The organism is Paenibacillus sp. GCM10027628 (assembly GCF_042676385.1).
Taxonomy (GTDB): domain Bacteria; phylum Bacillota; class Bacilli; order Paenibacillales; family NBRC-103111; genus Paenibacillus_E.
This window is the reverse complement of the sequence record NZ_JBHTHA010000046.1, coordinates 57,797-84,644: the sequence shown is the minus strand read 5'-3', so window position 1 is coordinate 84,644 and position 26,848 is coordinate 57,797. Positions and strand designations below refer to the sequence as shown.

At 40.9% G+C, this 26,848-nt stretch carries 32 protein-coding genes and 1 pseudogene; all 33 read right to left on the bottom strand.

Annotated features, from left to right (window positions below; genetic code table 11):
- Positions 1–57: 57 nt before the first annotated feature.
- The 33 genes and pseudogenes from ACFQZT_RS28590 to pduL all read right to left on the bottom strand — a co-directional run bounded on the left by ACFQZT_RS28590 (position 58) and on the right by pduL (position 26,813).
- Positions 58–1,788: an ABC transporter permease gene (locus tag ACFQZT_RS28590; RefSeq protein WP_379305671.1), complete on the bottom strand. Its 1,731-nt coding sequence runs from the start codon at positions 1,786–1,788 to the stop codon at positions 58–60.
- A 15-nt stretch (positions 1,789–1,803) separates the two neighbouring features.
- Positions 1,804–2,886: an ABC transporter ATP-binding protein gene (locus tag ACFQZT_RS28585; protein ID WP_379305669.1), complete on the bottom strand. Its 1,083-nt coding sequence runs from the start codon at positions 2,884–2,886 to the stop codon at positions 1,804–1,806.
- Positions 2,887–2,956: 70 nt separating this feature from the next.
- Positions 2,957–4,087 carry an extracellular solute-binding protein gene (locus ACFQZT_RS28580; protein WP_379305667.1) on the bottom strand — a complete coding sequence of 377 codons (1,131 nt, stop codon included), beginning with the start codon at positions 4,085–4,087 and terminating at the stop codon, positions 2,957–2,959.
- Positions 4,074–5,288 carry an ROK family transcriptional regulator gene (locus tag ACFQZT_RS28575; protein ID WP_379305665.1) on the bottom strand — a complete coding sequence of 405 codons (1,215 nt, stop codon included), beginning with the start codon at positions 5,286–5,288 and terminating at the stop codon, positions 4,074–4,076. The genes ACFQZT_RS28580 and ACFQZT_RS28575 overlap by 14 nt, the downstream gene beginning before the upstream one ends.
- A 199-nt stretch (positions 5,289–5,487) precedes the next feature.
- Positions 5,488–5,610 carry a hypothetical protein gene (locus ACFQZT_RS28570; RefSeq protein WP_379305663.1) on the bottom strand — a complete coding sequence of 41 codons (123 nt, stop codon included), beginning with the start codon at positions 5,608–5,610 and terminating at the stop codon, positions 5,488–5,490.
- Positions 5,600–6,202 (bottom strand): dienelactone hydrolase family protein, encoded by a 603-nt coding sequence (locus ACFQZT_RS28565; RefSeq protein ID WP_379305661.1) that lies wholly within the window; start codon positions 6,200–6,202, stop codon positions 5,600–5,602. The genes ACFQZT_RS28570 and ACFQZT_RS28565 overlap by 11 nt, the downstream gene beginning before the upstream one ends.
- Positions 6,203–6,239: 37 nt before the next feature.
- Positions 6,240–6,572, bottom strand: a complete 333-nt coding sequence (locus tag ACFQZT_RS28560; RefSeq protein ID WP_379305659.1) for a DUF3024 domain-containing protein — start codon at positions 6,570–6,572, stop codon at positions 6,240–6,242.
- Positions 6,573–6,816: 244 nt separating this feature from the next.
- Positions 6,817–7,533, bottom strand: a complete 717-nt coding sequence (locus ACFQZT_RS28555; protein WP_379305657.1) for a histidine phosphatase family protein — start codon at positions 7,531–7,533, stop codon at positions 6,817–6,819.
- A gap of 173 nt (positions 7,534–7,706) precedes the next feature.
- Positions 7,707–8,174, bottom strand: a complete 468-nt coding sequence (locus ACFQZT_RS28550; protein WP_379305655.1) for an HAD domain-containing protein — start codon at positions 8,172–8,174, stop codon at positions 7,707–7,709.
- A 264-nt stretch (positions 8,175–8,438) separates the two neighbouring features.
- Positions 8,439–8,891 carry a hypothetical protein gene (locus tag ACFQZT_RS28545; RefSeq protein ID WP_379305653.1) on the bottom strand — a complete coding sequence of 151 codons (453 nt, stop codon included), beginning with the start codon at positions 8,889–8,891 and terminating at the stop codon, positions 8,439–8,441.
- Between the two features lie 251 nt (positions 8,892–9,142).
- A complete protein-coding gene (locus ACFQZT_RS28540; protein WP_379305651.1) occupies positions 9,143–9,580 on the bottom strand; it encodes a hypothetical protein in 438 nt (145 codons plus the stop codon).
- 220 nt (positions 9,581–9,800) lie between these two features.
- Positions 9,801–10,134: pseudogene (locus tag ACFQZT_RS28535) on the bottom strand (NUDIX hydrolase); the annotation flags it as partial.
- 522 nt (positions 10,135–10,656) lie between these two features.
- A complete protein-coding gene (locus tag ACFQZT_RS28530) occupies positions 10,657–10,962 on the bottom strand; it encodes a hypothetical protein (protein WP_379305649.1) in 306 nt (101 codons plus the stop codon).
- Between the two features lie 215 nt (positions 10,963–11,177).
- Entirely contained in the window at positions 11,178–11,660 is a 483-nt protein-coding gene (locus ACFQZT_RS28525) for a hypothetical protein (RefSeq protein WP_379305647.1), read from the bottom strand.
- 224 nt (positions 11,661–11,884) lie between these two features.
- Positions 11,885–12,613 (bottom strand): hypothetical protein, encoded by a 729-nt coding sequence (locus ACFQZT_RS28520; RefSeq protein WP_379305645.1) that lies wholly within the window; start codon positions 12,611–12,613, stop codon positions 11,885–11,887.
- Between the two features lie 227 nt (positions 12,614–12,840).
- Positions 12,841–13,320, bottom strand: a complete 480-nt coding sequence (locus ACFQZT_RS28515; protein WP_379305643.1) for a DUF6933 domain-containing protein — start codon at positions 13,318–13,320, stop codon at positions 12,841–12,843.
- 231 nt (positions 13,321–13,551) lie between these two features.
- Positions 13,552–14,004, bottom strand: a complete 453-nt coding sequence (locus tag ACFQZT_RS28510) for a DUF4362 domain-containing protein (protein WP_379305641.1) — start codon at positions 14,002–14,004, stop codon at positions 13,552–13,554.
- A 264-nt stretch (positions 14,005–14,268) separates the two neighbouring features.
- On the bottom strand, positions 14,269–15,282 hold the full coding sequence (locus ACFQZT_RS28505) for a hypothetical protein (RefSeq protein WP_379305639.1): 1,014 nt from the start codon (positions 15,280–15,282) through the stop codon (positions 14,269–14,271).
- A 410-nt stretch (positions 15,283–15,692) separates the two neighbouring features.
- Positions 15,693–15,911, bottom strand: coding sequence for a hypothetical protein (locus ACFQZT_RS28500; RefSeq protein ID WP_379305637.1), 219 nt, complete (start codon positions 15,909–15,911; stop codon positions 15,693–15,695).
- A 726-nt stretch (positions 15,912–16,637) separates the two neighbouring features.
- Positions 16,638–16,922: a type II toxin-antitoxin system RelE/ParE family toxin gene (locus ACFQZT_RS28495; RefSeq protein ID WP_379305635.1), complete on the bottom strand. Its 285-nt coding sequence runs from the start codon at positions 16,920–16,922 to the stop codon at positions 16,638–16,640.
- Positions 16,910–17,092 (bottom strand): hypothetical protein, encoded by a 183-nt coding sequence (locus tag ACFQZT_RS28490; RefSeq protein WP_379305633.1) that lies wholly within the window; start codon positions 17,090–17,092, stop codon positions 16,910–16,912. The genes ACFQZT_RS28495 and ACFQZT_RS28490 overlap by 13 nt, the downstream gene beginning before the upstream one ends.
- Positions 17,093–17,396: 304 nt before the next feature.
- The gene (locus ACFQZT_RS28485) at positions 17,397–17,702 is read right to left on the bottom strand and encodes a phosphotransferase (RefSeq protein WP_379305631.1); all 306 of its coding nucleotides are present in this window, start codon (positions 17,700–17,702) and stop codon (positions 17,397–17,399) included.
- A complete protein-coding gene (locus ACFQZT_RS28480) occupies positions 17,668–18,174 on the bottom strand; it encodes a phosphotransferase (RefSeq protein WP_379305629.1) in 507 nt (168 codons plus the stop codon). Before ACFQZT_RS28480 ends, ACFQZT_RS28485 begins: the two co-directional genes overlap by 35 nt.
- Before the next feature lie 213 nt (positions 18,175–18,387).
- On the bottom strand, positions 18,388–18,975 hold the full coding sequence (locus ACFQZT_RS28475; RefSeq protein WP_379305627.1) for a P-loop NTPase family protein: 588 nt from the start codon (positions 18,973–18,975) through the stop codon (positions 18,388–18,390).
- A 169-nt stretch (positions 18,976–19,144) separates the two neighbouring features.
- A complete protein-coding gene (locus ACFQZT_RS28470) occupies positions 19,145–19,570 on the bottom strand; it encodes an NUDIX hydrolase (RefSeq protein WP_379305625.1) in 426 nt (141 codons plus the stop codon).
- A gap of 610 nt (positions 19,571–20,180) precedes the next feature.
- Complete coding sequence (locus ACFQZT_RS28465) at positions 20,181–21,704, bottom strand: amino acid permease (protein ID WP_379305623.1); 1,524 nt, start codon at positions 21,702–21,704, stop codon at positions 20,181–20,183.
- 77 nt (positions 21,705–21,781) lie between these two features.
- A complete protein-coding gene (locus ACFQZT_RS28460; protein ID WP_379305621.1) occupies positions 21,782–21,910 on the bottom strand; it encodes a hypothetical protein in 129 nt (42 codons plus the stop codon).
- A 168-nt stretch (positions 21,911–22,078) separates the two neighbouring features.
- Positions 22,079–23,017 (bottom strand): malate dehydrogenase, encoded by a 939-nt coding sequence (gene mdh, locus ACFQZT_RS28455; protein ID WP_379305619.1) that lies wholly within the window; start codon positions 23,015–23,017, stop codon positions 22,079–22,081.
- 5 nt (positions 23,018–23,022) lie between these two features.
- Complete coding sequence (locus tag ACFQZT_RS28450; protein ID WP_379305617.1) at positions 23,023–24,636, bottom strand: amino acid permease; 1,614 nt, start codon at positions 24,634–24,636, stop codon at positions 23,023–23,025.
- Between the two features lie 229 nt (positions 24,637–24,865).
- Positions 24,866–25,144 (bottom strand): BMC domain-containing protein, encoded by a 279-nt coding sequence (locus ACFQZT_RS28445; protein WP_379305615.1) that lies wholly within the window; start codon positions 25,142–25,144, stop codon positions 24,866–24,868.
- Positions 25,145–25,149: 5 nt separating this feature from the next.
- Complete coding sequence (locus ACFQZT_RS28440; protein WP_379305613.1) at positions 25,150–25,422, bottom strand: EutN/CcmL family microcompartment protein; 273 nt, start codon at positions 25,420–25,422, stop codon at positions 25,150–25,152.
- Positions 25,423–25,434: 12 nt separating this feature from the next.
- Positions 25,435–26,154: a hypothetical protein gene (locus tag ACFQZT_RS28435; RefSeq protein ID WP_379305611.1), complete on the bottom strand. Its 720-nt coding sequence runs from the start codon at positions 26,152–26,154 to the stop codon at positions 25,435–25,437.
- On the bottom strand, positions 26,154–26,813 hold the full coding sequence (pduL, locus tag ACFQZT_RS28430) for a phosphate propanoyltransferase (RefSeq protein ID WP_379305609.1): 660 nt from the start codon (positions 26,811–26,813) through the stop codon (positions 26,154–26,156). The genes ACFQZT_RS28435 and pduL overlap by 1 nt, the downstream gene beginning before the upstream one ends.
- Between the last annotated feature and the right edge of the window lie 35 nt (positions 26,814–26,848).

Here is a 26,848-nt window from a genome sequence, read left to right as displayed (position 1 = left end):
AAGACTCTTATCATGCAGCGGTTGTGAACCTTAGGATTCCCGCAGAATGATCAACCTTTAGACAGCCGTCCCCGCTTTGTCGCCGGTTATTTTTTTAGAGAGAAAGAGAACGATAATGATCAGGATGATTTGCAACACGCCATATGCGCAAGCGGTTCCGAATTCAAACGAATACATTCTTTGGAAAATTTCTACGGATATTGGAGCTGTTTTGGATGTAAACAAGAGAATGGATGATACGAATTCACCAATGCCTGTAACGAAGGCCAATAAAGTACCGGCCAAGATGCCACTAAGCGATAAGGGGAAAACGATACGGCGAAAGCTATACCACCATGAGGCCCCCAAGTTACGGGCTGCCTCTTCGATGGACGGATCCATCTGCATCAGCGTAGCCGACGTTGAACGGAACACAAGCGGTAAATGGCGGACAAAGTAGGCTAATGGCAAAATCCAGAATGTCCCGATAAGCACTTGCCCGAAACTGAAGGCTGACGGTGCACTGAAAGCAGTTATCAAATTAATCCCTACGACCGTACCAGGTAAGGCCCAAGGAAGCATGATGAACACATCCAATAACGTCTTTCCTTTAAACTTGAGACGAATCATCGCATACGCGGCTGCAACCCCGAATATCACATTGCCAACCGTAGCAATAAAACTCATTTTGAAACTGTTCGCAATAGGGCGCCACGTTTTTCCGTTAGTAAACAATTCCACATAATGCTTGAACGTATATTCAGGTGGCAGTATTTGTGTCGTCCAGGTACCATCTGTGGAAAAGGAGATAAGAATCAGCACCAAAATGGGTAGGAGCAGAATGATAACACCGAGCGTAGAGAGCAGCATGGCCGTATATTTTCCCCAAACACTCTTGACCTCTGTCCGGTGTACGCTAACGCCTTTGCTCAAGTTTTGGTAGTTGCGCAAGCCTTGATACCAACGCATGATGATTAGAAACACGATCGACACAACGGATAATAAAGTAGACTGCGTTGCCGCCATATCCAAATTCCCGTTGGTGCGCGATAAATAAATTTGCATCGTCATCGTTCTTTCGATTCCAAAGATGAGAGGAGCCGTGTACGAAGCCATGGCGATCATAAATACAAGTAAGGATGAAGCGACGATAGCGGGTGTGAGCATGGGCAGTATGATTCGCCGCCAAATGTAAATTCGTCCTGCTCCGAGGCTTGCTGCCGCTTCCTCCAGCGACGGATCCAACCCTTTGATTGCCGCCGATGCCGTCATGTAGAAGTAGGTGTACATCGTAAAGGTGTGAACCATGAGAACGCCCCAGACGCCTTTTAACGAAAATGGCACGTGGTCCATCTCGAACCACAACTTGAGAGTCCGGGGAATAATGCCGCTTTCTCCATATAAAAAAGTGAACGAGAGCACACCTACGAGTGGTGGCAGCGCCATCGGCACCATGGCGAGAACCGTCAGCACCTTCCTGCCGGGAAACTCATAGCGTTCCAATAGAAAGGCCATGGTAACTCCAACGATCGCGCAAGTTACTACACTTAGAATGGAGATATAAACACTCGTCCAGAGGGCCTCCAAATTGGCGGTATGCTCCAAGCTAAAAAACCGCACATAGTTTTTCAAAGAAAGACTGCCTTCCATTCGAATACTCTGGATAAATGTCTGATACAGCGGAAACAGTACATAAGCAAGCAGCACAAGAAACAAAGGAGCGATTAATATATACACAAAGTAAGGCGATGCTGTGAGAGATGGATGTCTGATATTAGGTGCGGAAGAGCTTGTTTTTTTGAGATTCATCGTCCCATCCTCCGCCTATTCTAAGAAATAAATGCTTTCGCTAGGAATGTGAATCGCAAGCATTTCATCGCGCTGACGAACTTGGTGACCCTGATTGACGAACATCGCTTTCAACGGTCTGTTGGCAGCCTCCGTCAAGTAATTGACATTCACTCCGGTGAATTCGGCAATGACAACTTTTGCTAAGAACGTGTTCTCTGACTGTGAAGCCCCTGTCTGAACTTCGCGCACCGCCTCAGGTCGAATCGACATGGTCGTCTGTGCTCCCACTGTCAGCCGACAATCAGGGGCGCTATTCTTCATGAATCCGCACAGGACCAGCTCAGAAGAAACCCGGACATAGATCTGATCGCCCTCGATCCGCTCAACGATGCCTTCCCACAGGTTTGACTCGCCGATAAATGAAGCGACAAATCGGTTCAGCGGTCTGTTATAGATGTCCTCCGGCTTTCCAACCTGCTGTACAACGCCGCCTTGCATGACCATAATCCGGTCTGACATCGCCATCGCCTCAGCCTGATCATGCGTCACATAAATGGTTGTAATGCCGGATTCGAGCTGAAGCCTTTTGATCTCCAACCGTGTTTCTTCTCTTAATTTGGCGTCCAGATTCGATAAAGGCTCATCCAGGAGTAAAATATTCGGCTCAATGACGAGGGCTCTGGCAAGGGCAACCCGCTGCTGCTGTCCACCCGATAACTGGTCAATGCGCCGGCTGCCGTAACCTTGCAAGTGTACTTGTTGTAAGGCACGCTCCACTCTTCGGATCCTTTCCTCTTTCGGCCGTTTTCTAACCTGGAGGCCAAAGGCTACATTCTCAAAAACCGTCAGATGAGGAAACAAGGCGTAATTCTGAAACACCATCCCCGTATTACGTTTATGGGGAGGCACTGTCGTTACATCCTGATCGCCAAATACAATACGGCCTGAGGTTGGATAGTAAAAGCCTGCGATCATTCTCAGCGTTGTTGTTTTGCCGCATCCGCTAGGGCCAAGGAAAGTGAAGAACTCACCGGGCTGAATCCGAATGTGCACATTCTGAACGCCCGATACTTTCCCAAACTGCTTGGTTACATGTTCTAGAGCGACTTCGATCACGTACGGTACCTCCCTTATAAAGTGCTCGGGTAGCGACTCTAATTCACCGCTGCCCGAGGAGCTGATTCACTTACTTGGCGCCTTTTCCTTTAATATTCTCATCCCAGTACTGCATCCACTCTTTCTCCTTGTCAGCCATGACCGTCCAGTCGAGATTCATTGGCTTGAGCTCGATGCCTTTCAACCAAGCAGGGAGAGAATCTTTACTAATATCTGTGCGCGTAGGGATCTGGAACAATTTGTCGGCCAATTCCACACGAAGTTTGGAGTCGAATAAGAACTCATAAAACTTCTTGGCTGCTTCTTTGTTCTTTGCATTTTTCACCATGCCAACACCGTCTACAAGTATTGGTGCTCCGCTAGCCGGATAAATAAAATCAAACGGCTGATTTTTTAATTGCTTCTGAATCATGATGTCCTGCAAGTTCCAAAGCGACAACGTTCCTTCTTCGCGAGCTAATTTTAAGTAAAGATTGGTTGGATCCTGAGCATATTCTTTCGTATTGGCATCCAGCTTCTTGAGCCACTCATACCCTTTTTTAGGATCGGCAGCGCCTTCCTTGAAAATCATGGCGGAATAGATCGTTCTCATCGTTCCGGATGCAAGAACGCCACGGATGATGACTTTGCCTTTGTATTTCGGATCAAGCAATCCGTCCCAATCTTTAGGAGCGTCCTCTTGTTTGAGCGCTTTGGAATTGTACATGATGACCTCCGGCAGCAGCATCTCGCCATACCAGCGATCCTTAGCGTCTTTATACAGAGCAGGTATGCTGTCAGCGAAGCTTGGTTTGAAGCTTTCCAGGAGATCTTCGTTCGCCGCTGTCATCAATGCGGATTGCGTGCCGCCCCACCAGAAATCGGCTTGCGGGTTAGCTTTTTCTCCGCGAACTCGCTCTAGAATTTGCTGCGCTCCCATCGTTAGTACCTCGGCCTCAATATCCGGATACTTCGCGTTAAACTTTGGAATGATTTCATCGACGACACTTTTGTCTCTTGCCGTATAGATGACCAGTTTTTGCTTCTCCGCAGGTTTAGGCGCTTCAGTAGCAGCCGGTTTGTCAGATGGCTTCGCCTGGGGCGATTCGCTTGTCTTTACATTACTTGGCGCCGAGCCTCCGCATGCAGTAACCACAACCATAAAGATGCTGACTAGAATGCCTGCGAGCAATTTGGACACGTTCCCCTTACTTGTTTTCAATGGAATAACCTCCTGTAAGGTATATTTTGTTGTTGGAATTATCTACGGGGAATGCTTCTAGTGCGCTGTGAATCGCCCCGATGATGCCTGCTTTGTTGCCTAAGGCCGCCATCTTGATTTGAGGCACATAGGGAACCCATTCCGTCAGCATCTCTTGGATTTTCTCTACACCGCTCTTTCCGATGTAAATCATCTCCCCGCTTAAAATCAACAATTCTGGATCGAGTATGCTCACCATGTTAGCGATTCCGTACGCCCAATGCCTATAGATATCATTTAATAATTGGCTAGCCTTTTCGTGGCCATCTTCAGCATGTCGGATCAGCTGGCTCATCACGCCAGACTCACTTTCGAGGGAAGGAAGAGCGTTTCGGGCCTTTTCACGAATCATTGGCGCTGAATAATTTCTTTCAAAAACCCCATATTCACCTCGGCTAAGCTTATCAACCTGCCCCACCATCATATAACCGATCTCTCCGGATGCTTCACGAGAGCCCCGATAAAATTGACCGTCAATAATGATGCCGGCACCGATTCCCGTCCCCACATACATATAAACCTGATTCAGTACACCATGACCAACACCCTTATGAAACTCCCCTAAAGTCATCAGATTAACGTCATTATCGATCATAACAGGCAGACCTAACCGCTCCTCTATCTCCTGCTTAACCGGAAGCCCCATCCACCCTGTGCTTGGCGCATAACTCACGGTTCCATCACGACGCTGTGTAATTCCAGGCAAGCCTAAACCGATCCCAAGCAATCGGGATTTATCGAACCCGCTTCTACTAAGCAAGGTCCGAAGACCCAGTTCCAAACTACGAATGGCCATTTCTCCATTGGTTGGCTGCGGCAAGCGAATATTGTAATCCACTAACAAGTCACCGCTTAAATCAGCGATGGACATATTCAGCATACTTCCCTCAAAGATAGCCCCGACCACACCATAAGCTTGATAATTGTATTCAAGCAGAATCGGTTTCCTACCACCCTTGGACTCGCCAACACCCACCTCATGGATAAGTCCTTCATGGATCATTTCATCAACCAAAGAAGATACACATGGACGGCTTAGCTCAGTAAGCTTTGCCAGATCCGCTCTCGAAACCCGCTTATTCTCCCGAAGCTTTCGAAGAATTTCCTGCCGATTCATTTGTTTCACAAACTTGCTATTTCCTGTCTGATTGCGACCAAGCACCTTGTTCACCCCCTTTGATAGTAAAATTGACTAACAAAGTTTTCTATTACAATTCTTATTAAGAACTTTCTGAAATAAGTACAACTTCACTAAAAACCGGGCAAATAAAAAAAACGCCGAATCAAATTCAAGAATTTGATCCAGCGTTTTTGCCAAGTTAATTAAATTCGCTTTTTGCAATGAGATTGAGGAGTTGCATTTACGGTGTAAAAACCAGTTGTTGCTGCGTAATGCAATGAATACCTCCGCCCAACCAATTGATTTGGATCAGGTTGATTTTTCTCAAATCTTCCCTAACAATACCTTGCCTACTAATGGCCATGCTTGTCCCCTTCGATTCTCCTAAGAAAATCTATGCTCTTTTCTAAACACTCCCTATATTTCTGGAGATCATGGGTTTTATAAAAAGGATTCATAAATCCATGCTCAGATTCAACGATTTCAACTGTTGCTTCCTTCTTCTCCTTTAATTTTCTTTCTAAATCCAGTACATTTACCGACTTTTCATTGCTTGAAAAAAATAATAAAGTTGGACATCTAGGTTCTATCTCTACATAATCTCTAATTCTCGATCCATAAAACCCAATTATTCCATCAATCTCAAGTTCACTACTCATCCATGCAAGAGTTGCACCTATACTAAATCCGATGATATATACCCGATCATATTTATCTTTATTTACCCGCACAATTTGTTTCACATCATCTATAGATTTATTAAAACCAATTTCCATCATAAAATAGGAGTACGCTTTATCTTCTTGATCATAAGGAAATGATTCTCTATGTAATAAATTTGGACTAAATACATCAAAACCTTCATTCATCATCAAATCACAGAAATAATTTATATGATTATTAATTCCATATATTTCATGGAGGATAATCACTAAAGATCTTTTATTTGTACTCATTGAACTTCACATCTCTTTCAAATACTCTTGGTCCATACTACAGCCAAAATATACCTTTACTATCCCGATCTACAATCATTAATTGTGTTTCAAAGCTTTCATCAGATTTAATATCATCCACGAAATGCCACTTGTCTTTACTGTCCTTCCAATATATTTTCCATTTGTTATCCTCTAACCTAAATTGAGCTATAGGCAACTCTACTCGACTGCCAGGAATATATGAAGGTCTTTCTTGAACTAATGTTAAAGTATTGCCTCTGAATTTATACTTGATTTCAAATTCTTCTTTAAGATGTCTAGGTATTTTTCTTTCAATATAATTATCGAGGATTTTTTCTATCCTTTTCTTTGTAAATGCATCTAGCATTATAATCGCTCCAATTTGTTTATTGATTTTTATCAGCAATGATTTCAGTTAACGTTGTTGCATCTGCGAACCCTCTCCGACTTGCATTTATGAGTTCCATTGCGTTTAGATTTCATTTTATCATTTTTTGGTTTCAAAAGCCTTAGATAGAATTTCACTTAACTAGATGTAATCACGAACCCTCCTGGCTTAAGGCCCGGTAGGGGCGGCCGCGATGCGGTTAACCTGTGAGGGTTGTCTGCTGTTAGCAAGTGCCATTGCCTTCTTCGAGCTGATCAAACCAAAGTCTCTTTACTTCTATTAATTTCTGATCTTTAAATTCTAATTTATAAATGTCTGGCATCGATGTTGATTCCCAAAATTCAAATTCAAATTGGTTATTAAAATAATTTAAAATCAAAGTCATGATATCCCCATGTGTCCCAATTACAATTTTCTTTCCTCTATATTCATTTAATATTTTCATTATTGTTTTTATTGCTCTTCCTTGAGCACTAACGTTCGATTCACCATCAGGAAATGAGTAATAAATGTCTTTATAAACTTTCAGCTTCGCTTCCCTAAAATTCATTTCTTTGATCAGGCCTATTTCTCTTTCTCTAAGATCCTCAAATATTACAATCTTCTTAGTTCCAGCTGAGTCTTTAATAGTCTGAATTGCTCTTTCATACGGACTAGAAATAAAAATATCTATGTCTTCATCATTCAAAATTGATTTGATCTTAAGCGCATCTTCTTTTCCTTTATTTGAGAGACCTCTCGTTCTCTCCATACCCTCTATATATGGAGACTCGGCATGTCTGACAAAGTAAATGACGGTTCTCATTATTTTCACTTCTTTCAATATAAGCTCTGCAATGGTTTCATCAAACGTTATTGTATCACGAACCCTCACTTGCTTAAGGCGCGATAGGCCAGGTCCGACGGGCTTACGCAGAGCAATGTTGTCTGCTGATTCCACTTCCTCGATGTACTTCGGGAGACAAAGGGGCGTGAGCCCCGTAGCGTGAATACAGTGTTATAAGATGGTCGGGATTTCTTTACGGGAATAACAATATCAAACAAAACCCTCATATAAAGATTCTTTCATACTGACTGCCAAGCTTTCTTCTACCATTCCTTCATAAGTCGGTGTTAGCTGATGCCGTCGGCTTCTTCGAATTTACTTAAAAAATCTATTACTTGGTTCTTAATATTGTCTGTTATTCCTGTCTTAAATTCCGTTTCTATTAAAAATGTCTTTAAGTCTCCCATTTCTTCTTCGTCATCAATTATTACAAATTTACTTATTTTCATTCCTGATTCTTCTGTATTCTTTAAATACTCTTTAACTTCTCTCCCTCGAATTGCCCCGTCAATTATGGGCGTCATTCCTATAACTTTATTTATTCCATTGATTTCAAAGATCGATTGTAATTGTTTTAATGTTCTTCCTTCTCTCCAAGATGAACTAACAACAATACTCGCATCTGTTTTATGTAATATGTCTTGTAAATTACTAATACAGTCTGGATCAAACTCATGTCCAAAGTATTTGTTGCTCTGAATCATATGTCTTGAAGTTACCATTACTCCGTCTATATCTAAGAATATCAACTTCATAGAATCAACTCTCTTAATAAAATGGGTTCATTGTTTATATAGTGTTTGTTTAATATACGATTTCGACGGTTTCAGCTAACGTTCTTGTATTCACGAACCCGAAAGGCTTAAATTAACGACTGGGTGGCTCCGCCACTTAGCCTTGTAGGGTTGTCTGCATGAATCTACTTCCCTGAATCACTTCTGGCAGACCAAGGGGCGTCAGCCCCTTAGCGTGAATACGGTGTTATCAGATGTTAATGTCCTCGTAGAGCTACTTTCAAGTTATGGGTTTCCATATATGTATTTTATTTTCTTTGTTACTTTCTTTTTTATTTTATATTGTTTGCATAAAAATTCTCCAACTGTCATTCTATTGCTCATATAATATGAAGGTATCTTCAATACTTCCCCATTCTCAAATAGTAACCTATACTCGTCTTCATCTGGACTGGCTATATTAATTCTTATGTACCCTGCTTTTCTTTCACTATAAAATTCTACTGTTTTAATTTCATTAATTTCGATCTCTAAATTGTTAATATTAAAAAAGTGCTTACTCAACTTACCGTCAGAAATACGATAGTTATTTCCTACTATAATCAAACTCATTATTGCTGAAAAAATCACGCTTACAACAAGCAACGTATGTTGCATGTTGAAATATAAAATAACATTGAATCCAATCATTAAGATGTTTAAAAAAATCTTTGCTAATAGGCTTCTCTGAAATATCATCTTAAAAATCATTCCTTAACATTAATTTCTGATAAAGTTTGGTATTTACGATGCTGAGAGACTTAAACGACTGGAGGGAGTTGGTGCGTCAGCACTTAGTCTAGCAGGCTTGTCCGCTGAATCTGCTCCCCTGCCAAAAGCTTCCCGCGGACTGAAGGCGTTAGCCCGACGCGTGAATACTTTTGTTAGACGATGCCATTCGACTTCATAGAAAATACTAACTATATCCTTACCTTATGTTTATAAAATAATTATTTTAGTATTTCTGATACAATTTTAATAACTCTCTTATCGGGCTTACTACAAGTGATATCAATTGCCCTTGCCTTTAATTCACTATCAATACTAATAATCTTATAATCTTGAAAATCATTATATTTAGCTAAATCAGAAAATATCTCATAGGAAAAATTACCATTACCTTTAGTTGTTAAATAAAAAGTGATTTTCTTATTCTTTATTTCAACCTTTTCTAATGTACCAATACTATTAATATATTCCTTTGTTGGATGAACCCATGAACTAATATCTGTAACAACTTCTTTATTATTAATTTCATCTTTTTCCGAAGGGATTGATTGCTCTTTAACTGTATCAACAATCGGTATATCATCTACACTATTAATATCCTTGTTAGTTGAACATCCTTGAAGAATTATTATTAAAATTATTATATTAATATATTTCATTTTTTCTTTTAGTCTCCTATATTTTGAATGGTTTCGTCTAACGTTTTTGTGTTCCCGAACCCTCACCACCCTAAGGCGCGGTAGCGCCGGGTCCGACGGACTTAGCCAGTGCAGGGTTGCCTGAATCCACTTCCTCGAAATGCCTTTGGCAGACCATGGGGCATTAGCCCCGCACTGTGAATACGGTGTTAGAAGATGCCTGCGGCTACTTGAGATACCCTCAAATATTCTTCACATCATTAAACTCAACACAAAAAGGTTGCATTTCAGGTTTTAAACAGTACTCAATTCTTTGTCTGAAATCTTTCCATTCAACTTTTTTTAGTGCTTCTTCTTTCGGAAAATAGCCTGACTCAAAGCTTTCTGATGTTTGTATTAATTCTCCACCTATTGGCTTCGCTAAAAATAGGGTATTACAAATTGAATTTCCTACGTTCTGAAAAATTCCGCAGAATTTTATAATTTCTATGTCTATTCCTGATTCTTCTTTTGTTTCTTATTGCAGCATGAATTAAGGACTCTCCTTCTTCTACTTGACCACCAGGCATCTCCCAGCTGCCGAAACGATATGTTTTGGTGGATTCATCGCTTTACTCCTTAAAAAGATTTTTTATGTATTTATGATCTTAGGTATTTTCGTCTTTAAATGCTCTCCGCAAGTTTCAGCTAACGTTCTTGTATTCACGAACCCAAGAACCTTAAGTGGCTTTAGCGCCAGGTCCGTCAGGCTTAGGCTCGCAGGGTTGTCTGCTGATTCCGCTTCTCCGAAAAGCCTCTGCAGACCAAGGGCCGTTAGGCACGCCGCGTGAATACGCTGTTAGATGAAGTAACCTGGCTACTTGAAATTGCTTACTATTCCTTATTTTTTTAGGGTACTTCAATAGCTATTTTTCCATCTTTCGTAAATGCTTTTACTTTCATTTCATTTATTTCTGCTATCGCATACCAAATTCTCTTCCAATTAGTATCTATAATATTCCCTTCGATAATTTCTCCATGTTTATCTGTAACTTCGATTTTTGTTATATCTGGAGTATCAATTAAACCATATAAGATTCTAAAGCTCTCTTTCAGATCTAAATGAATTCTATCAGCCTCGAGATAATTACTTTGGTAGGCGAATAATAAGAAGATGAATCGATTACCTTCCAACCATCCTTATCATTTCCTTCAAATATTGCTACCCCGATTCCAATATTGCCATTATCAAATGGTGCTTTGAACAAACCTATTTTCTTCTCATCTACTTGGTTTATATAAAGTAGTTCATAGTTTTTATTAGGAGATTGTTTACGAAATGCTTCATCTATCGAATTGCTTTTGCAACCTCCTATGAATAAGCAGAGATAAATAAAAATAATTAGGATTTTAAGTTGTTTCATGTTTTCTCCTATTCTAACAGGTTATTTCATCTAACGTTCTTGTGTTCCCGAACCCTCACCGACTTAAGGCTGATTGGCCGGGCGCGATGCGCTTAGTCGGTGCAGGGTTGTCTGCCTGATACGACTTCCCAGAAATGACTCTGGCAGACCAAGGGGCGTAAGCCACGCAGTGGAAACACGATGTTATACGAGGGATAAGCCAGCCTTGAATTTGCTTACAAAATGTCTTCAAGTACCCATATGGCTATTGCATCTCCAGGACAAGCAACAACTTCCCAAACTTCATTATTGAATTTGTTATTTAAGACCCCTAACTGCCAACTTTCATACTTATCATGATGACCATAAACAAATAATACTTCTCCAGAATCAAAAACGATAAATAAATGAGGCATCGAATCTCCTAATTTAACATTAGTTACATGTTTTAATCTTAAATCACATATTCTTTTTGAATCCTCAAGCCAACTTGAAACCGGCATTTCATCTTCAGATTGAGGAAAGGTTTCTGGCCAAGTATTATAAATAATAAACCTGCTTTCAATATTCAAATATATTTGCCCATCTAAACGATTCTTGTTTGTATCAGATTCTGAGAAGATTACCTTGAGTCCGTAGAAATTTATCCCTTCAATGTATGAACCAACACATAAATATTTTAGTGTCTTTTCTGCAATTTCTTTTAGATGTGTCTCCATGTATCAACCTCTTTTGGTGTATTTATTGATAAGTTGCCTATCTTTCATATAACGTTCTTGTTCCCGAACCCTCACCGACTTAAGGCCGATTGGCCAGGCGCAATTCGCTTAGGTTATGCAGGGTTGTCTGCTTGATACAACATCTCCGAAAAACTACTGGCAGACCAAGGGGCGTCAGCGCCGCAGCGTGAATACGGTGTTATGTGAAGTTCTCTCTCCTATGATTAACTTAAATTGTACTTTAGTTTTGATTCAACATATTCGTTACTACCAATACATTTAATTTGATACATGAGCAAATGAATTCTAAATACATAACCAAATTCTTTATAATTATCTATACCAACTTCAAAATCATCCTTATCTTCGTTGATCTTCCATGAAACACTGAAACTAATTTTCTCAGGGTTATAGTGAATACCAATATAACCCAGTTCTTTCTCTTCATTCTCAACATCTTCATAAATTACAAAATCTAAACCAGAGTGCCATTCTAATAGACTTATAGCAATTTCTAAGGATCTAACTAAAGCATGTACTAATTCAAAGTATAATTCTATTTCATTTATTTTTGGTACTTCATATAGGTGCTCCATTTTATTTCTAATCGTATTCAACTTACTTAAAGACCTAGAACTAAACAATCCTATCTCTTCTATAAATGAAAGCTTCTTTTCAAATTTTAGATTTCGCTTGGAAATATATTCATATAAATTTACCATAGAAAAAAATGTGTCGATCTGGCAATCCATAGCCCTCTTTAAGTTTGACACACAATTAATTAAACTAGCATTCGAACCATTATTTAACCCCTCTTCGGCAAACTTTAAATAATCTCTCGCGAACAACTCGAAGTTAGGTAATTTTAAGGAACTCCCTGATCCACCATCATGTATTGTATTTTTGTAGTACTTAAGGATTATCTTTTCAAATTTTTCAACTTTATCAGTCATTGTATCACTCCTTTTTAGAGAATTTCACATAACGTTGTTATATTCACGAACCCGAAAGGCTTTAAGGAGCGCCAGCGACTGGGTGGCTCCGCCACTTACCCTTGCAGGGTTGTCTACTTGATTCCACTTCCCCGAAAATACTTCTGGCAACCGGGGGCATCAGCCCCAATGCGTGAATACGGTGTTATGCAATGCCAGTGCCTTCTCGAATACACATTCAAGCTCTTCTATTTATTCCTCTCAATAGCCTCTTTAAATACCTGAATCGGTTTTTGATAATTTATCGGTTTATGAATCAACTTATTAAGCCATTTTAGCCGTTCAATGTTATCTTTAAAATCATCTTCGGTAAAAAATGTTGCTTCTTTCATCGTACCTAAAACACTTCTATTGTTGGTTCTAGCAATCAAAAATTCAGATCCTTCTTGAACATACCTATCTATTTTATCCTTTTTAACACCTTCACTTAGTAGATATTCTCTGAGTGTTGTTAGAAACTTTTCTTTCAACATTGATAATTGTCCCGTTCTAATTCCATCTATAATTACACACAAACGAGATAAGTCATTAATAAATACAATGTGCTTTCGGTTATTGAGTTTATAAATGTTAACATGCCAACTCAATAAAGTTAGCTCATCATTAACATCTTCCGGATTGACCTTCATGTCCTTCAACAATGTTTGGGTAAGTCTTAATATAATCATCTAGCTCGTCCCTTTCTAGCTTTGCAGTGGTTTCCCATAACATTCTTGTATTCAAGAACCCAAGAACCTTAAGCCCCAAAGGGGCGGCAGCGACGCGGTTAGGTTCGAAGGGTTGTCCGCCTGATTTCACTTCCTCGAAATTCCTCGGGTGGACCAAGGAGCCGCCAGGCGCCGCAGCGTGAATACGGTATTAGGCGATGTTACAGCCCTCTTCGAATCTACTCACAAACATCACTGTGCTTTAAACATTAAATATATTTCTTGTTTTTCTGAATAGTGTATTCCAATAATTTCTTTACAGTTAGTTAAAATGTATTCAACTCCCCTTGCACTGTCTCCTCTTGTTACATTCTTCTTTTCAATGCTTTTACATGTGGTATCGTATTTTCCTTTTTGTTTTCCACCATGTTTATCTCTTGAGTTATCAAATATATATTCTATTTCCTTCCCATTGAAGTTAAGGTCACTTATTATTGGATCTCCTTCCTCTGTGTAACTAGTAATTCTAATTTTTGATTCTTTCTGTGTTTCAAAATCTTTAATAAATATATCGATTTTATCTAAATTCACAGGGCCAGGATGACCTGGAATTATATCTCCATTTTCTTTTGCTTTATTCGAGTCATATGTATTACATGAAGAAAGCAATAGCATAGAAAGAATAATCAATAATATTCTCCTCATGATATTGCCCCCAGTTTTATCAGGTTTATATGATTTGCTGTAATTTCACCTAACGTTCTTATATTCGCGACGTCCGGCGTCAGCCGGATGTGTCTGCTGATTCCGCTTCCTCGAGATCACTTCTGCAGACCGAGAGCCGTCAGGCTCGATGCGCGAATACAGTGTTATATGATGCCGACGACTTCTCTGAATAATCTTACTACTAGTATTGGATCATTATCACGTTATTAATAAAGCTATGTTGTTAGCTGCCAGGATAAACAACTAGTCTACTAATGTATATTCGAAGTTTAACTCATTCATATTACGTTTGGATAACTGTTGTAGAGTAGCAATTAAAACAGATTGGGCCATTAAGGTAGCATCATAGGAGTCTTTCATAAATTGATCATACTCATCAGATCCATCAAAAAAATGATATTTAACAGGAAAGTTCAAACTTCCATGTATAAATTTTGAACGATAATCGTACATGCCTTTAAACAATTTCTTATAATCGGTTTGTTTTCCAAGAAAAACCTGTGATTTTTCTAACAATTGTTCTTTAATTCCATTATTACTTGTACAATAAAGTGACTCTAGACCTATCATAGTAAAGAATAAATCCATTCCCTCGTTTGTTTCTCCATTAGAACCAAAAAGATAAGTTAATGCTGTAAGTGCCCTATCAACTGGTGTGCCACCTACTCCATCAAGAAATCCGGCCTTTTCTGTGATCCAGTTCCAAACAGTATGAATTTCTAAGTGTTCAAGGACTGGCCATCTTGTTTTTTGAGTAAATAAGAATACTTCTTGAAAATTATTGTTCATCATTTTTAATTTCTGATAAAATTGATTGTCAATGAAAATAACTCCTTGATCTACTCGAATAGAGCCTACCCTTGCTATGTTTATACAAATGATGAAATCATATAGCCGTTTAATGAAATGGTCAACTGAAATCTTACTCCATAAAACAATGGAAGGGATATTCCATGATTCAATTCCTGCAACAGGTTTATCAATAATCTCCATTGTTGTATAAGCTAAAAGAAATATCTTTTTTCTTCCAAGTGTTTCTGTTTTAAAGAAATTTATTCTACTATCACTTTCATCCAACAGCTGAAATTTTACTATAACTTGATATGATGATAATTGCTCAGCTTTTAACGGGAAAATATATTCTGATGAAATTAACTCTTTAATAACTTGATTAGTAATTTCATCAAAATCCAATTCAATTGGAAGTGGTAATAAAATTGGGAGTATAGCTTCAATCCTTTGATTAATGGGTTGCAATGTTTATTTCCTCCTCAATTACATTTTCTATAATCGATTTAATTTTTTCAATCTTTTATTGATAGAGTTCCGTCGGTTTCAAAATAACGTGTCCTGTATTCACGAACCCTCACTGGCTTAAGGCCTGTAGGACCGGCCGTAATGCGGTTAGCCAGTGCAGGTTTGTCTGCCTGATACGACTTCTTCGAAATGCCACAGACGGACCAATGGCCGCAAGGACCGGCGCGTGAATAAGTCGTTATATGAAGTTCCCTTCATCTTCGAAATTTCCCACAGGTTTTTTTATTTCATAGTCTTCTCTTTAATCTCTAGATTTAATTCTTTGAAGTATTCAATAAGTTTTTCTGCTTCTTGTTTAAATCCAATTGAATAACTAACTATCGTCCCATTTAAATTAGTATAGGTAAAACTTAAACCCTTAAATCCACCTCTTGGACCAATATATTTAACAATATCTCTCGCACTTTTATATTCTTCTTGCTTTGTTTTCTTCTTTCTTCTATTTCCAAAAGATATTCTTCGTCAATAATTTCAAGAGATGACCACAATACATCTAATGATCCTATTCCTGGAAAATGTACACCGGTAAAATTATCATTTAGCTCGCGACCACGTCCCGTAATTGCCAATTGTATATCCTTCAGATCCCGCAATCAGTCCCTTCAAATATTGAGTTAGATCTACATTAAGTCTGACTTTTATTCTATCTTTCATATTCAACACCTCCGCTTCGTAAAAGATCTTATAATTTTCTTGGGGAATGTCATATAACGTTGTTGTGTTCCCGACGCCTCACTGACTAAAAGCCCAAAGGGCTGGCCGCGACGCGGTTAGTCGGTGCAGGTGCGTCTGCTGAATATTCTTCCTCGAAATTCCTCTTGCAGACCAAGGAGCATAAGCTCCGTAGCAGGAATATGGTGTTATCGGATGTCCCCGTCTTCTTCGAAATAACCCTCAAATCGTTCTTTAATCATCTTCAAGATGGTCCTGATTATGAAATTCTTATTAATCTTCAGATTTTAATCTTTTTTTCATGTTCTTTATATATTTGATTGGTTTCTTCTTTGTTCATTATTTGTTACCTCTCTTTTTTACATTAGTTTTCAGTGCTTTCGCTTAACGTTCTTGTATTCACGAACCCTCACTGGCTTAAGCCGCGTTAGCGGCGGGTCGAAGACTTAGCCAGTGCAGGGTTGTCTGCCTGATTCCGCTTCTTCGAAATCCCTCAGGCAGACCAAGGGCAGTAAGGCCCGCAGCGTGAATACGGTGTTATCCGAAGCATGCTTGAATCTGCCCGCAAAATAAAAAAACATCATTGATTTCGCTAAAGAATTCATGATGTTCTTAAATTAAAGTCATTTATTAAGTCTTCTAGATTGATGTAAAACCGTTAATACCTCTACTTCATTCTTGCTTATTCTGTAAATTATTCGATAATTCTTATATAGCTTTTCACGTATACTATGTTCTTTAAATTCTGGAACCGCTCTACCTGAGAACGGAAATTCAGTAATATCAACTGTTGAGGTTATTAATTGTTTAATAAAATTACGAGCATTCTCTTCTGAGTCTGGTTTAATATATTCAAAAATAATTTCCAAATCATTTAATGAACGGGGTGACCATGTTAATTTAGCCATTTAGAGATTTTCTCCATTGCTTCATCATGAGGTATTCCTTGACCTAGGTTTACTTCTTTTAATCCTTCTTCAATCCTTGCCCGAACATATAATTTGTAAAGGATATCTTCCATTGTTACATCCTCTGGTAACTCCTGTATGAGCTTAATCACTTCGCCTTTAATACTCATCGTAATTCACCTCGCGCAAATTATTATTTTATTTCATTATAAACCACATCTAATTATGTGTGTTATTATTTATAGGTTTAAATATGGGTTTTTATAAGCTTATCTTCTAATGTTTCGGATAACGTTTGTGCATTCACGAACCCTCACTGCCTTAAGCGACCAACGGGAGCGGCCGCGACGCGGTTAGGCAGTGCAGGGCTGTCCGCTGAAACAGCTGTTTAGGAGATGCTACATGCGGACCGAGGGGCGTTAGCCCCGATGCGTGAGTGCGGTGTTATCTGATGGGGCACCTTCGAAGCGATACTTAAAAGAACTTATACAAACCTTCTTGGAAATACCTATATTCTTCATCTGTTATCCTTAATCTACCATAGGATTCAAAGAATAATTCTTTATCCCCCTTTTGATCAAAAACATTCTGCTTAGATCTGATAGCCAACGCGATATCAAATCGTGGATCACCAAACGCAGCTCTAGGCCAATCGGTAATACCAATTACATTATTGTTGTTAACCAATACATTATTAGTGTGAAAATCGCCATGAATCAGAGTGTTCTCAATCGGTTTGGGTCTATCATTTTTCAGTCGTATAAAATTCTTCAGTGCCATCCACATGATAATTAGCTAGATTGTGACTTGCCTTTATGAGCATAGTATCTAACCAAGGTTGATCATTCTTGCGCAAGACAACAGGGCATTGGCTTTCATGGATTTGCTTTAAACATAAACCATAGTGAGATATAACTTTTTCTCTAACCCAAAGATTAGGTTTACTCCCTAAGAAATGTTTCAAACTAATTCCATCAATGTAATCCATGAGTAGCCATCTAGTTTTGTCCTGAATATGGAAAGCATAGGCCTTTGGAACCGGTAGTCCAGTAGTCGAAAGATATTGTAATGCTTTATGTTCCTCCGTTAACCATTCATTAAATAAGGCATGCTCAGTCTTTTTAATAATGAACTGATGATCACGAGTTTCAATTTTAATAACAAGCGAAGTATGCCCTTGTCGAGGGAATGAGATGTTCTGAATCGCTCCTATTTGATCTACAAATTCAACAGGGATATTATGAATGTCCATTGGCTTGGTCTCTCCTCTTCCTTCCTTCATGCCCTTTCAGATAACGTTGTTGTATTCACGAACCCTCACTGGCTTAAGGCGCGTAGCGCCGGGTCCAACGGACTTAGCCAGTGCAGGGTTGTCTGCCTGATTGAGCTCCCTCGAAATGCCTCTGGCAGACCAAGGGGCGTAAGGCCCGTAACGTGAATACGGTGTTAGGTGATGTCATTGCCTTCATGAAATACCTACAAAATGGACTTCTATGTGTTTGAAAATTTCATTATTATCTTTTATGATAATTCTCTTCTCTGAATATTCATCAGTCAGTTCCAAAATGTCTTTTATTCCATTCTTGTCATATCCTCTATTCCAATTAAAAATTATTGTATATAAATTCCTTATTGTTTGCTTATAATTCCAACTTTCAAAACCCAATCGTGTTCTAACAAATCGCCTGATGACCCGAAAATCCCTCAAATATTTATTAGGGGTTAATAAAAAGATTAAATCAGCTTTATTAATGCTATCTTGACCCCACTTGTAATGAACACCCTCGATAATCCATGATTCTTGTTTTAGTATTTCATTAAGCCTTGAATCTCTAACTTCAATAGAATTTCTGCGGTTTTCCGCGCATCGATCCCAAACGAGATTATCAGTTTCGTAATAATGAATTCCATACTTCTTTGACAATTCTCTCGCAATATATGATTTGCCGCTTCCGCAAGCTCCAATGATTCGGATCTTTATATCAATCACTCCCATGAAAAGGCTTGCATTAAATAGTATTGCAATGATTTCACCTAACGTTCTTGTATTCACGAATCCTCACTGGATTAAGGCGCTAGACCCGGGTCCGACGGACTTAGCCAGTGCAGGGTTGTCTGCCTGATTCCACTTCCCCGAAAATGCTTCTGGCAGACCAAGGGGCGTAGGCCCCGCAGCGTGAATACGGTGTTAGATGATGCCTGCGGCTACTTGAGAGAGACCCTCAAATATTCTTTACATCATTAAACTCAACACAAAAAGGTTGCATTTCAGGTTTTAAACAATACTCTATTCTTTGTCTGAAATCTTTCCATTCAACTTTTTTTAGTGCTTCTTCTATCGGAAAGTAGCCTGACTCCAAGCTTTCTGATGTTTGTATTAATTCTCCACCTATTGGTTTCGCTAAAAATAGGGTGTTACAAATTGAATTTCCTACGTTCTGAAATATTCCGCAGAATTTTATAATTTCTATGTCTATTCCTGATTCTTCTTTTGTTTCTCTTATTGCAGCATGACTTAAGGACTCACCTTCTTCAACTTGACCACCAGGCATCTCCCAGCCTCTTCTTGGTCCTTTGATAAGTAATAATTCGTTATTGTCATTTATTACAATTGCAGCTGCCGAAACGATATGTTTTGGTGGATTCATCGCTTTACTCCTTAAAAAGATTTTTTATGTATTTATGATCTAAGGTATTTTCGTCTTTAAATGCTCTCCGCAGGTATCATGTAACATTGTAGTGTTCCCGACGCCTCACCGACTTAAGCCCGAAGGGCGGCCACGACGGGCCTGACTGATGTAGGTATGCGAAAGTTGGTGCTCCAGCAATTACAGGATATAGCGATGAATATGCTCTGAAGTGACCGATTCAAAGGGGACCACAAGTTGACCCAAAAATCGCTCCCCATGGCCCAAATAAGCTTTCATGGTCTTTAAGCTATAACCCTTTCGTTTCAAAATCTCATGGAGCCGAGCCAAAGCTCTTTGTTCATAGTCCGATTCCTCTCTTGAACAAAAGGCATTTCGATCCATAAAGCCGATTGCTCCCCTATTTTTACAGAAATTTCTTATTGATTAAAATTCGCTTCACCCCCATAATTTCCTCCCTTCAGCATGAAAACAAAAAAGAGACAACCTGTTCCAATCAGTTGTCTCCGATTCTTTCGGCAATATGTATGTTTTTGTCAGTTTCATAATACGTCAGAGCGTTGGCGTTTATCTATATCTTCTCCGTAGTCTCCCCAACCGCAGCAGAAATCTACTCCAATTCCTTTTCCCTGCGAATGATTTCATCCATCGAAGTATTCAGAGCCGCTTGCGGGCCTGGGAAATGTTTCTTGTAGTAGGCAAAGTCCATAATGATCAATAGAATCAGCATGCCTCCCAAGGCGTATCCTGCCATCTGATTCGGCGGAATGACCATGACGACGCAGATGAAAACAATCCAAATAAGTGAAACAACGGAGATAAAATCGCTATACTTGCCAAGGTTCCAAGGGCCGAGATGTTTATCTTGGAACTTCCCTTGTGATTTGGCGATCAACTTGAGCAGAATAGGAATTCCGTATGCAACGTACAGTCCCACGACGCTCACGGCTGTTAAGAACGCTATTGTTGTATATGTAGCATCCGGATTGATCGTTTTGATGATGTAATCGATGAAGGCAAGTAGGAATGAAAGGATAATGGCCAGCCAAATGGCTTTGGCGGGGGTGCGGAATTTTTTGGAGATTTGTGCCCATTGGCTGCTGAACGGCATCCCTTTGTCGCGTGAGAAGGCGTACATCATCCGCGAAAAGGACGTGATGGAAGCCAATCCGCAGAACCACATGGCGGCGGTGACGAGCCAAAGGATGACGGAACCGAATGTACCGCCGAGCGCTTGGCTGATTACGTAGATGAAGGCGTTGCCCGAGCTGGTCGCTGCGGCGGCATCTTTGATCGAAAGTGTGACAAAGGCAAGCATGATGAAGCCGATGACGAAAGAGTAAGCGACGGAAGTGAAAATACCCCAAGGTGCGCGTACGCGTGGGTTGATCGTTTCTTCGATGGTGTGCGCGGATGCATCATATCCCGTGAATGTCCATTGCGCTTGCAAAAGCCCTATGAGGAACGCGAGCATGTAAGGTTTATCGGAATATGTCTCGCCAACTTTGAACAAATAATCGATGCTGTTTAAGCCCCCTTTTGTAAAAAAAGCAAGGGAAACCACCAAAACGGCAACGATGGCGATATGATACCACGCTGAAAAGTCGTTCAGCTTGGCGACAATTCGTATGCCAATATGGTTTAAAATGCCGTGCGTCAGCAGGATGACGGTAAAAGCAATAAGTACGGTCGTATTATTGGACTCGTAACCGAATACACTGCCAAGCAGCGGGTCGGCAAACAAAGCGACGGAATAATCGATACCGGCGACGATTCCGATTTGCCCGATCAGGTTGATCCAAGCTGTATACCAGCCCCATCGTTTGTTTTTCAAAATGGCGGCCCAGTGATAAAGAGCACCGGCTGTCGGAATCGCCGAAGCGAGTTCAGCCATCGCGGCAGCGATGAACATAACGAATAGAGCGACGATCGGCCAGCCAAACCCCATCATACCGGCACCGCCATAGGTCAAACCGTGACCATATAAGGACACCGCACCGGTGAGAATGGAAATGATCGAGAACGAAATCGCGAAGTTGGAGAATCCCCCCATACTCCGCAGCAGCTCCTGCGCATAACCGAATTTGTTCAAATCCTGTTTATCTTTATCGTGGTGGTTAGCATGTGTGCTCATGTTATACCTCCCTAGAGTTTTGCTTTAGCAAAACTTGCATCGTAAGCATAGGCTGAGTTTTTCATAAGAAAAACAGGTTATTTCCCTAGAAAGCTTTCATGCTTACTTTCATCGAAATTCTGAACGTTTCTTCCCGCAATCCGTACAATCCACCAAGCAAACGCACAAGTTAAGACAACCAATAAGATACCGATCACTAGACTCACTCCTGCCCACCTCCTTCTCGTATTCTTGCGGCTCTACCTCCAAATCCATGTTGATCCGCTGCTCTTTCTATTATATTCGCAAGGTTTCTAATAAGACTTCGGCGCTGAACGTTCCAAGAACAGAAAAAGATCAAGTCTCATTAATGAATAGACTTGATCTTTCTCTTTTTAATTAATAATTTGTAAGACGTTACGAACGGATTGTGCCGATCTATCAAGATCTGATTTCTCTTTTTCCGTCAATTGCAATTCTAGTATTTTTTCAATACCGTCCCCGCCGATGATCGTCGGTACGCCAAGGTATAAATCGCGATACCCGTACTCCCCTTCTAAATAGGCAACGGAAGGAAGAACGCGCTTCTTATCTTTAAGGATGGCTTCCGCCATCTGTACTAAAGAAGCTGCAGGCGCGTAGTAAGCGCTCCCATTTCCGAGAAGGTTTACGATTTCACCGCCGCCCTTACGTGTGCGCTCGACAATGGCGTCAAGTCGTTCTCCAGAAATAAGCTTGTCTACGGGAATACCTCCAACACTCGAATACCGAACTAGCGGAACCATATCATCCCCGTGGCCGCCAAGTACAAACCCCGTAACATCTTCTACAGATACATTCAATTCCTGAGCAACAAATGTATTAAACCGGGCTGTATCCAGAACTCCGGATTGGCCTATTACACGATGTTTCGGAAACCCGGTCGTTTTGTAACATACATACGTCATGGCATCTACCGGATTACTCAAGATCAAAATGTAGCTATTAGGCGCATACTTGGCTACATTTTCGGAAACTCCCTTCATGATGCCTGCATTGGTATTCACCAAATCATCGCGGCTCATGCCAGGTTTACGGGCAATGCCCGCCGTAATGATAACCAAGTCCGCATCCTGAATATCCTCAAAATTGGATGTGCCTGTTATATTAGCATTGAAACCTTGCACTGGTCCTGCTTCAAGCATATCTAAAGCTTTTCCTTTTGTGGGGTTTTCCAGATTTGGAATATCAACCAATACAACGTCTCCAAGCTCTTTTTGAGCTAGCATAAGCGCTGCCGTGGCCCCTGTAAATCCAGCCCCGACTACTGCGATTTTCTTCCTTTTAAACGCCATATGGATTACCCCCTCTCAAGTTGTCCACTACTTTTCACAGTTGTATTCCCTGAGTTGAGTCTCTCATTGATTTCTTTATAAGTCCCCAAATGCGGCCCTTTAAAGTGCTTTCTAGCACGCAGCGCATACGTAATGATCAAAATGACAAATAATACGATGAATGCTTTTCCCGTTGCATAGTGAACAGTCCATTGCTCCGTAATTTTAACATCGTTTGGAGCTATGCAAAATAATACATCTAAGAAGAGTACCCAGGCAATTGCAACCACATTCACAAAAACGCTCCAATTTCCTAATGACCACGGACCGTCATCGTCTTTCGTCCAGACACCTCTCATTTGTGCGCGAAGTTTGAGGAAAAGAGGGATTAGATAAGAGCTATGCAAACCAATTACAGTTAACGCGGTTACAACGGCATATACATTATCGAGAAGGCCGCATAAGAAGGCTAAAATAACGGTAATCCAAATCGCATTGGCAGGCGTGCGGAATTTCTCAGAGACTTTGCCCCACAGGTTGGATAACGGTAATCCTTTATCTCGAGAGAAAGCGTAAATCATTCGGGAAGCGGAAGTAACCCCGGATAAACCGCAGAACCACATCGCAATCGTCACCATCCAAAGGATAACCTTACCGAAGACTCCTCCCATTGCTTGCTCAATAGCTACGATAAAAGCATTTCCGCCGCCGGCAGCTACAGCAGCAGGATCCTTAATGGACATCGTGACTAACGCCAGCATAATGAAACCGAAAATGCCGGATACGACAACAGATGTAAATACACCCCAAGGAGCACGTACCTTCGCATCAACCGTTTCCTCACTCGTATGGGCAGAAGCATCATATCCGGTAATCGTCCACTGTGCTTGTAACAATCCCACGATAAACGCAAACCAATAAGGTGTAGAACTGTTCGCCACTGTTGAGAAACTTGTATCAAACAAATAACTAACATCCTGTGTAGGTCCGAAATAAATCAAAGCTCCGATAATCAAACCTACCCCGAGCAAATGATAGAAGGCAGATACATCATTGAGTTTAGATACAATTCGAATGCCAACATGATTTAAACAGGCATGGCTAATCAAAATAATCGCATAAACGAGTAAGGTTTCGGATTTCGTCGGATCTTGGAATAATAGCGAAGATGCAAAACCGGCACATCCATAATCAATACCCGCAACAATTGTAACTTGACCAATCATGTTAAACCATGCAGAGAACCAACCATATCCCGGATTTCCAAGAATAGATGCCCAGTGGTAAATGGCCCCGGATGTTGGAATCGCAGAAGTCAATTCCGCTATGGCTGCCGATAAAAACAAAACAAAGATAACAACAATCGGCCAACCCATCCCCATCATTGCCGGTCCGCCTTGATTAAAACCAAAACCGAATAGCGTAACCGCACCTGTCAGAATCGAGATGACCGAGAAAGAAATAGCGAAATTGGAGAATCCCCCCATATCGCGCATGAGTTCCTGTTTGTATCCGAATGCATTCAGGTCGTCACCAGTATGCCCCTTCAGGCGAGCCAGCTTGACTCCGTTTCGAGCTTTCAAAAATAAAGCAATCATCACAATAAGAGCAACAGCAATTAAAGTCAATCCTAACGTCATACGCAATCCCCCAGTTTTCTTTTACGAATTTAAGAGTGATTATTCGGGCGTCTTCTCTTTCTTGTATTTCCTGTTGGATCGGTCTGCTGATCAGTAGCTGGTTGTTCTTCCTGACTTTCAGTAGTAGTTGTTTCTGCGTTAATCGGCGTTTCTTCTACAACATCAAGAGTTTCAGCGATTTGATCCTGTTTTCCTTGACTTTCTTCAGCTTGCTGAGTGGCGGGAGTTGTCAATTCACTTTTTTTTTTAGAATCGAATCAATACCATCATCCGGTCTAGGAATAAGGTGAGCTGCAACCAATACCCCGACTCGTTTAGCAGCTTCTTTCCCTGCTTCAAGAGCAGCTTGAACGGCTCCAACATCGCCTTCAACCAAGATCGTTACGAGGCCCGCGTCCACTTGTTCTTGTTTAATAAGTTTTACATCCGCCGCTTTAATCATGGCATCGGCTGCCTCGACTGACGCGATAAATCCTCTCGTTTCAATCATACCTAGCGCTTTTGACATCCCCATCACCTGCTTTCTACATCTATTGAGTCTACAATACCGATAATGACGGCATCAATCGGCAAATCCTTATCCTTGAGAACGAACCGGGCCGCGCTCCCTTTGGTCACCATAACTTTATCTCCGATACCTGCGCCAATACGATCCAATGCGACAAAAGGAGCATCAATCGGTGTCCCGGTCGGCCCTTCCGGTTGGACAAATAAAAATTTCAGACCTGTTAAATCATCCTCTTTACGCGTTGCCCACACATTCCCGATTACTGTGCCAACTTGCATGTTTTCACCACCTCATGATTCTTTGACAAGGATCGTCATCCCTTTGTCCCTTGCGGTATCGCGTGCTAACGGGGTAACGAGGGTCGACCGAGAAACAAGAATAGTGGCAACATCGGCAACCTGCACATCTCTCTGGGTCAGTACTCTTTTATCAAAATACAATGTCTTCTCGTTCTGGACGTTATCTTGGTCTGTACTACCGCTATCCCTAGGTGCAACTTGCAATTCGGATGGCCCGGCAAATGTTGCCCCAAAAGAAACGAGCATGTCTTTATGCATACGAATATGCTGTTTATAGCACCTTGCATGCTCTGGCAGTCGTTCTTCATCTGAATTTTCAGGTTGAAGGATCCATAGTAAAGATTGTGAAGGCACCAACGTCACCGGTATTCCATTTTGCAAAATACTTGCCAACAGCTCGCTTGGAGCTGAGTCGGTGAATCCTAATGCTCCCCGGATTAGTATATCCTGGTCAATGTCCAACAAAACCGCATGCTGGATATCGCTTACCACAGATAAAAGATCGGGAGAGCGAAATGACATCGGAGTAACATGCCATTTCGCCTGTAGACCCGCTGCAATGTTGTTGACTTCTTCTTGGTCATGGTTATCATCATGAACGAGAAGCAAGCGTGATTTCTGGTAAATTGATTCCGTTTTCGCCGCTTGCAAATTTTTGATAACTTCTCTGACAATTTGTTCAATGACGGCTTTATCGATGGATAATGTCATTATAAACCCTTCGAATCCGCTGATTTTATTAAAGTCCCGGTATCGCCGGTGGTAAGAAACGCGGCATTCGCTTCATCGGTATCTATGTGCATTTCAAGCTTGTAGCGTTCCGAAACGCGAATGAGCACTTTTTCGAAAATAATCGGTCGCATGCCCTGTGTTTGGACTTGAACCAGTTCGCCATTCTCAACCCCAAATGCAGCCGCGTCATCAGGTGTCATATGAATATGGCACTGGGCTACGATTAACCCTTCAGAAATATGAATGCTGCCTTTCGGGCCCACAATCGTCACGGGCGAAGAACCTTTAATATCCCCCGATTCTCGAAGGGGCGGCTCGAGTCCGAGCTTAACGGAGTCCGTCTTGCTTACCTCGACTTGCGTTGCTCCCCTAACGGGCCCGAGTATTCTAACCCTTTCAATGCTCCCCTTAGGCCCGGCGATGAGCACAGTTTCATTCGCGGCAAATTGACCGGGTTGAGATAAATCCGCCTTCTTCGTTAGCTCATATCCGGAACCGAATAATGCTGCCAAATGCTCTTTCGACAAATGCGCATGTCGTGCAGAGACGCCGATGGGTATAGCTGATTTTATTTTTTCTTCCTGATTGAGATGAAGCACCACTTCATCAACAATCGATTTTATCATTTGCGGGTCCATGATTCGCACACCTCACTTTCCGTTAAGGCATCAGA

Coding starts and splice junctions, on each gene's coding strand:
- ACFQZT_RS28590 (WP_379305671.1), bottom strand. CDS start 1,788: ATGAATCTCAAAAAAACAAGCTCTTCCGCACCTAATATCAGACATCCA.
- ACFQZT_RS28570 (WP_379305663.1), bottom strand. CDS start 5,610: ATGGCCATTAGTAGGCAAGGTATTGTTAGGGAAGATTTGAGAAAAATC.
- ACFQZT_RS28565 (WP_379305661.1), bottom strand. CDS start 6,202: ATGAGTACAAATAAAAGATCTTTAGTGATTATCCTCCATGAAATATAT.
- ACFQZT_RS28560 (WP_379305659.1), bottom strand. CDS start 6,572: ATGCTAGATGCATTTACAAAGAAAAGGATAGAAAAAATCCTCGATAAT.
- ACFQZT_RS28550 (WP_379305655.1), bottom strand. CDS start 8,174: ATGAAGTTGATATTCTTAGATATAGACGGAGTAATGGTAACTTCAAGA.
- ACFQZT_RS28545 (WP_379305653.1), bottom strand. CDS start 8,891: ATGATATTTCAGAGAAGCCTATTAGCAAAGATTTTTTTAAACATCTTA.
- ACFQZT_RS28540 (WP_379305651.1), bottom strand. CDS start 9,580: ATGAAATATATTAATATAATAATTTTAATAATAATTCTTCAAGGATGT.
- ACFQZT_RS28530 (WP_379305649.1), bottom strand. CDS start 10,962: ATGAAACAACTTAAAATCCTAATTATTTTTATTTATCTCTGCTTATTC.
- ACFQZT_RS28525 (WP_379305647.1), bottom strand. CDS start 11,660: ATGGAGACACATCTAAAAGAAATTGCAGAAAAGACACTAAAATATTTA.
- ACFQZT_RS28520 (WP_379305645.1), bottom strand. CDS start 12,613: ATGACTGATAAAGTTGAAAAATTTGAAAAGATAATCCTTAAGTACTAC.
- ACFQZT_RS28515 (WP_379305643.1), bottom strand. CDS start 13,320: ATGATTATATTAAGACTTACCCAAACATTGTTGAAGGACATGAAGGTC.
- ACFQZT_RS28510 (WP_379305641.1), bottom strand. CDS start 14,004: ATGAGGAGAATATTATTGATTATTCTTTCTATGCTATTGCTTTCTTCA.
- ACFQZT_RS28495 (WP_379305635.1), bottom strand. CDS start 16,922: ATGGCTAAATTAACATGGTCACCCCGTTCATTAAATGATTTGGAAATT.
- ACFQZT_RS28490 (WP_379305633.1), bottom strand. CDS start 17,092: ATGAGTATTAAAGGCGAAGTGATTAAGCTCATACAGGAGTTACCAGAG.
- ACFQZT_RS28485 (WP_379305631.1), bottom strand. CDS start 17,702: ATGGCACTGAAGAATTTTATACGACTGAAAAATGATAGACCCAAACCG.
- ACFQZT_RS28480 (WP_379305629.1), bottom strand. CDS start 18,174: ATGGACATTCATAATATCCCTGTTGAATTTGTAGATCAAATAGGAGCG.
- ACFQZT_RS28470 (WP_379305625.1), bottom strand. CDS start 19,570: ATGAATCCACCAAAACATATCGTTTCGGCAGCTGCAATTGTAATAAAT.
- ACFQZT_RS28465 (WP_379305623.1), bottom strand. CDS start 21,704: ATGAGCACACATGCTAACCACCACGATAAAGATAAACAGGATTTGAAC.
- mdh (WP_379305619.1), bottom strand. CDS start 23,017: ATGGCGTTTAAAAGGAAGAAAATCGCAGTAGTCGGGGCTGGATTTACA.
- ACFQZT_RS28450 (WP_379305617.1), bottom strand. CDS start 24,636: ATGACGTTAGGATTGACTTTAATTGCTGTTGCTCTTATTGTGATGATT.
- ACFQZT_RS28445 (WP_379305615.1), bottom strand. CDS start 25,144: ATGTCAAAAGCGCTAGGTATGATTGAAACGAGAGGATTTATCGCGTCA.
- ACFQZT_RS28440 (WP_379305613.1), bottom strand. CDS start 25,422: ATGCAAGTTGGCACAGTAATCGGGAATGTGTGGGCAACGCGTAAAGAG.
- ACFQZT_RS28435 (WP_379305611.1), bottom strand. CDS start 26,154: ATGACATTATCCATCGATAAAGCCGTCATTGAACAAATTGTCAGAGAA.
- pduL (WP_379305609.1), bottom strand. CDS start 26,813: ATGGACCCGCAAATGATAAAATCGATTGTTGATGAAGTGGTGCTTCAT.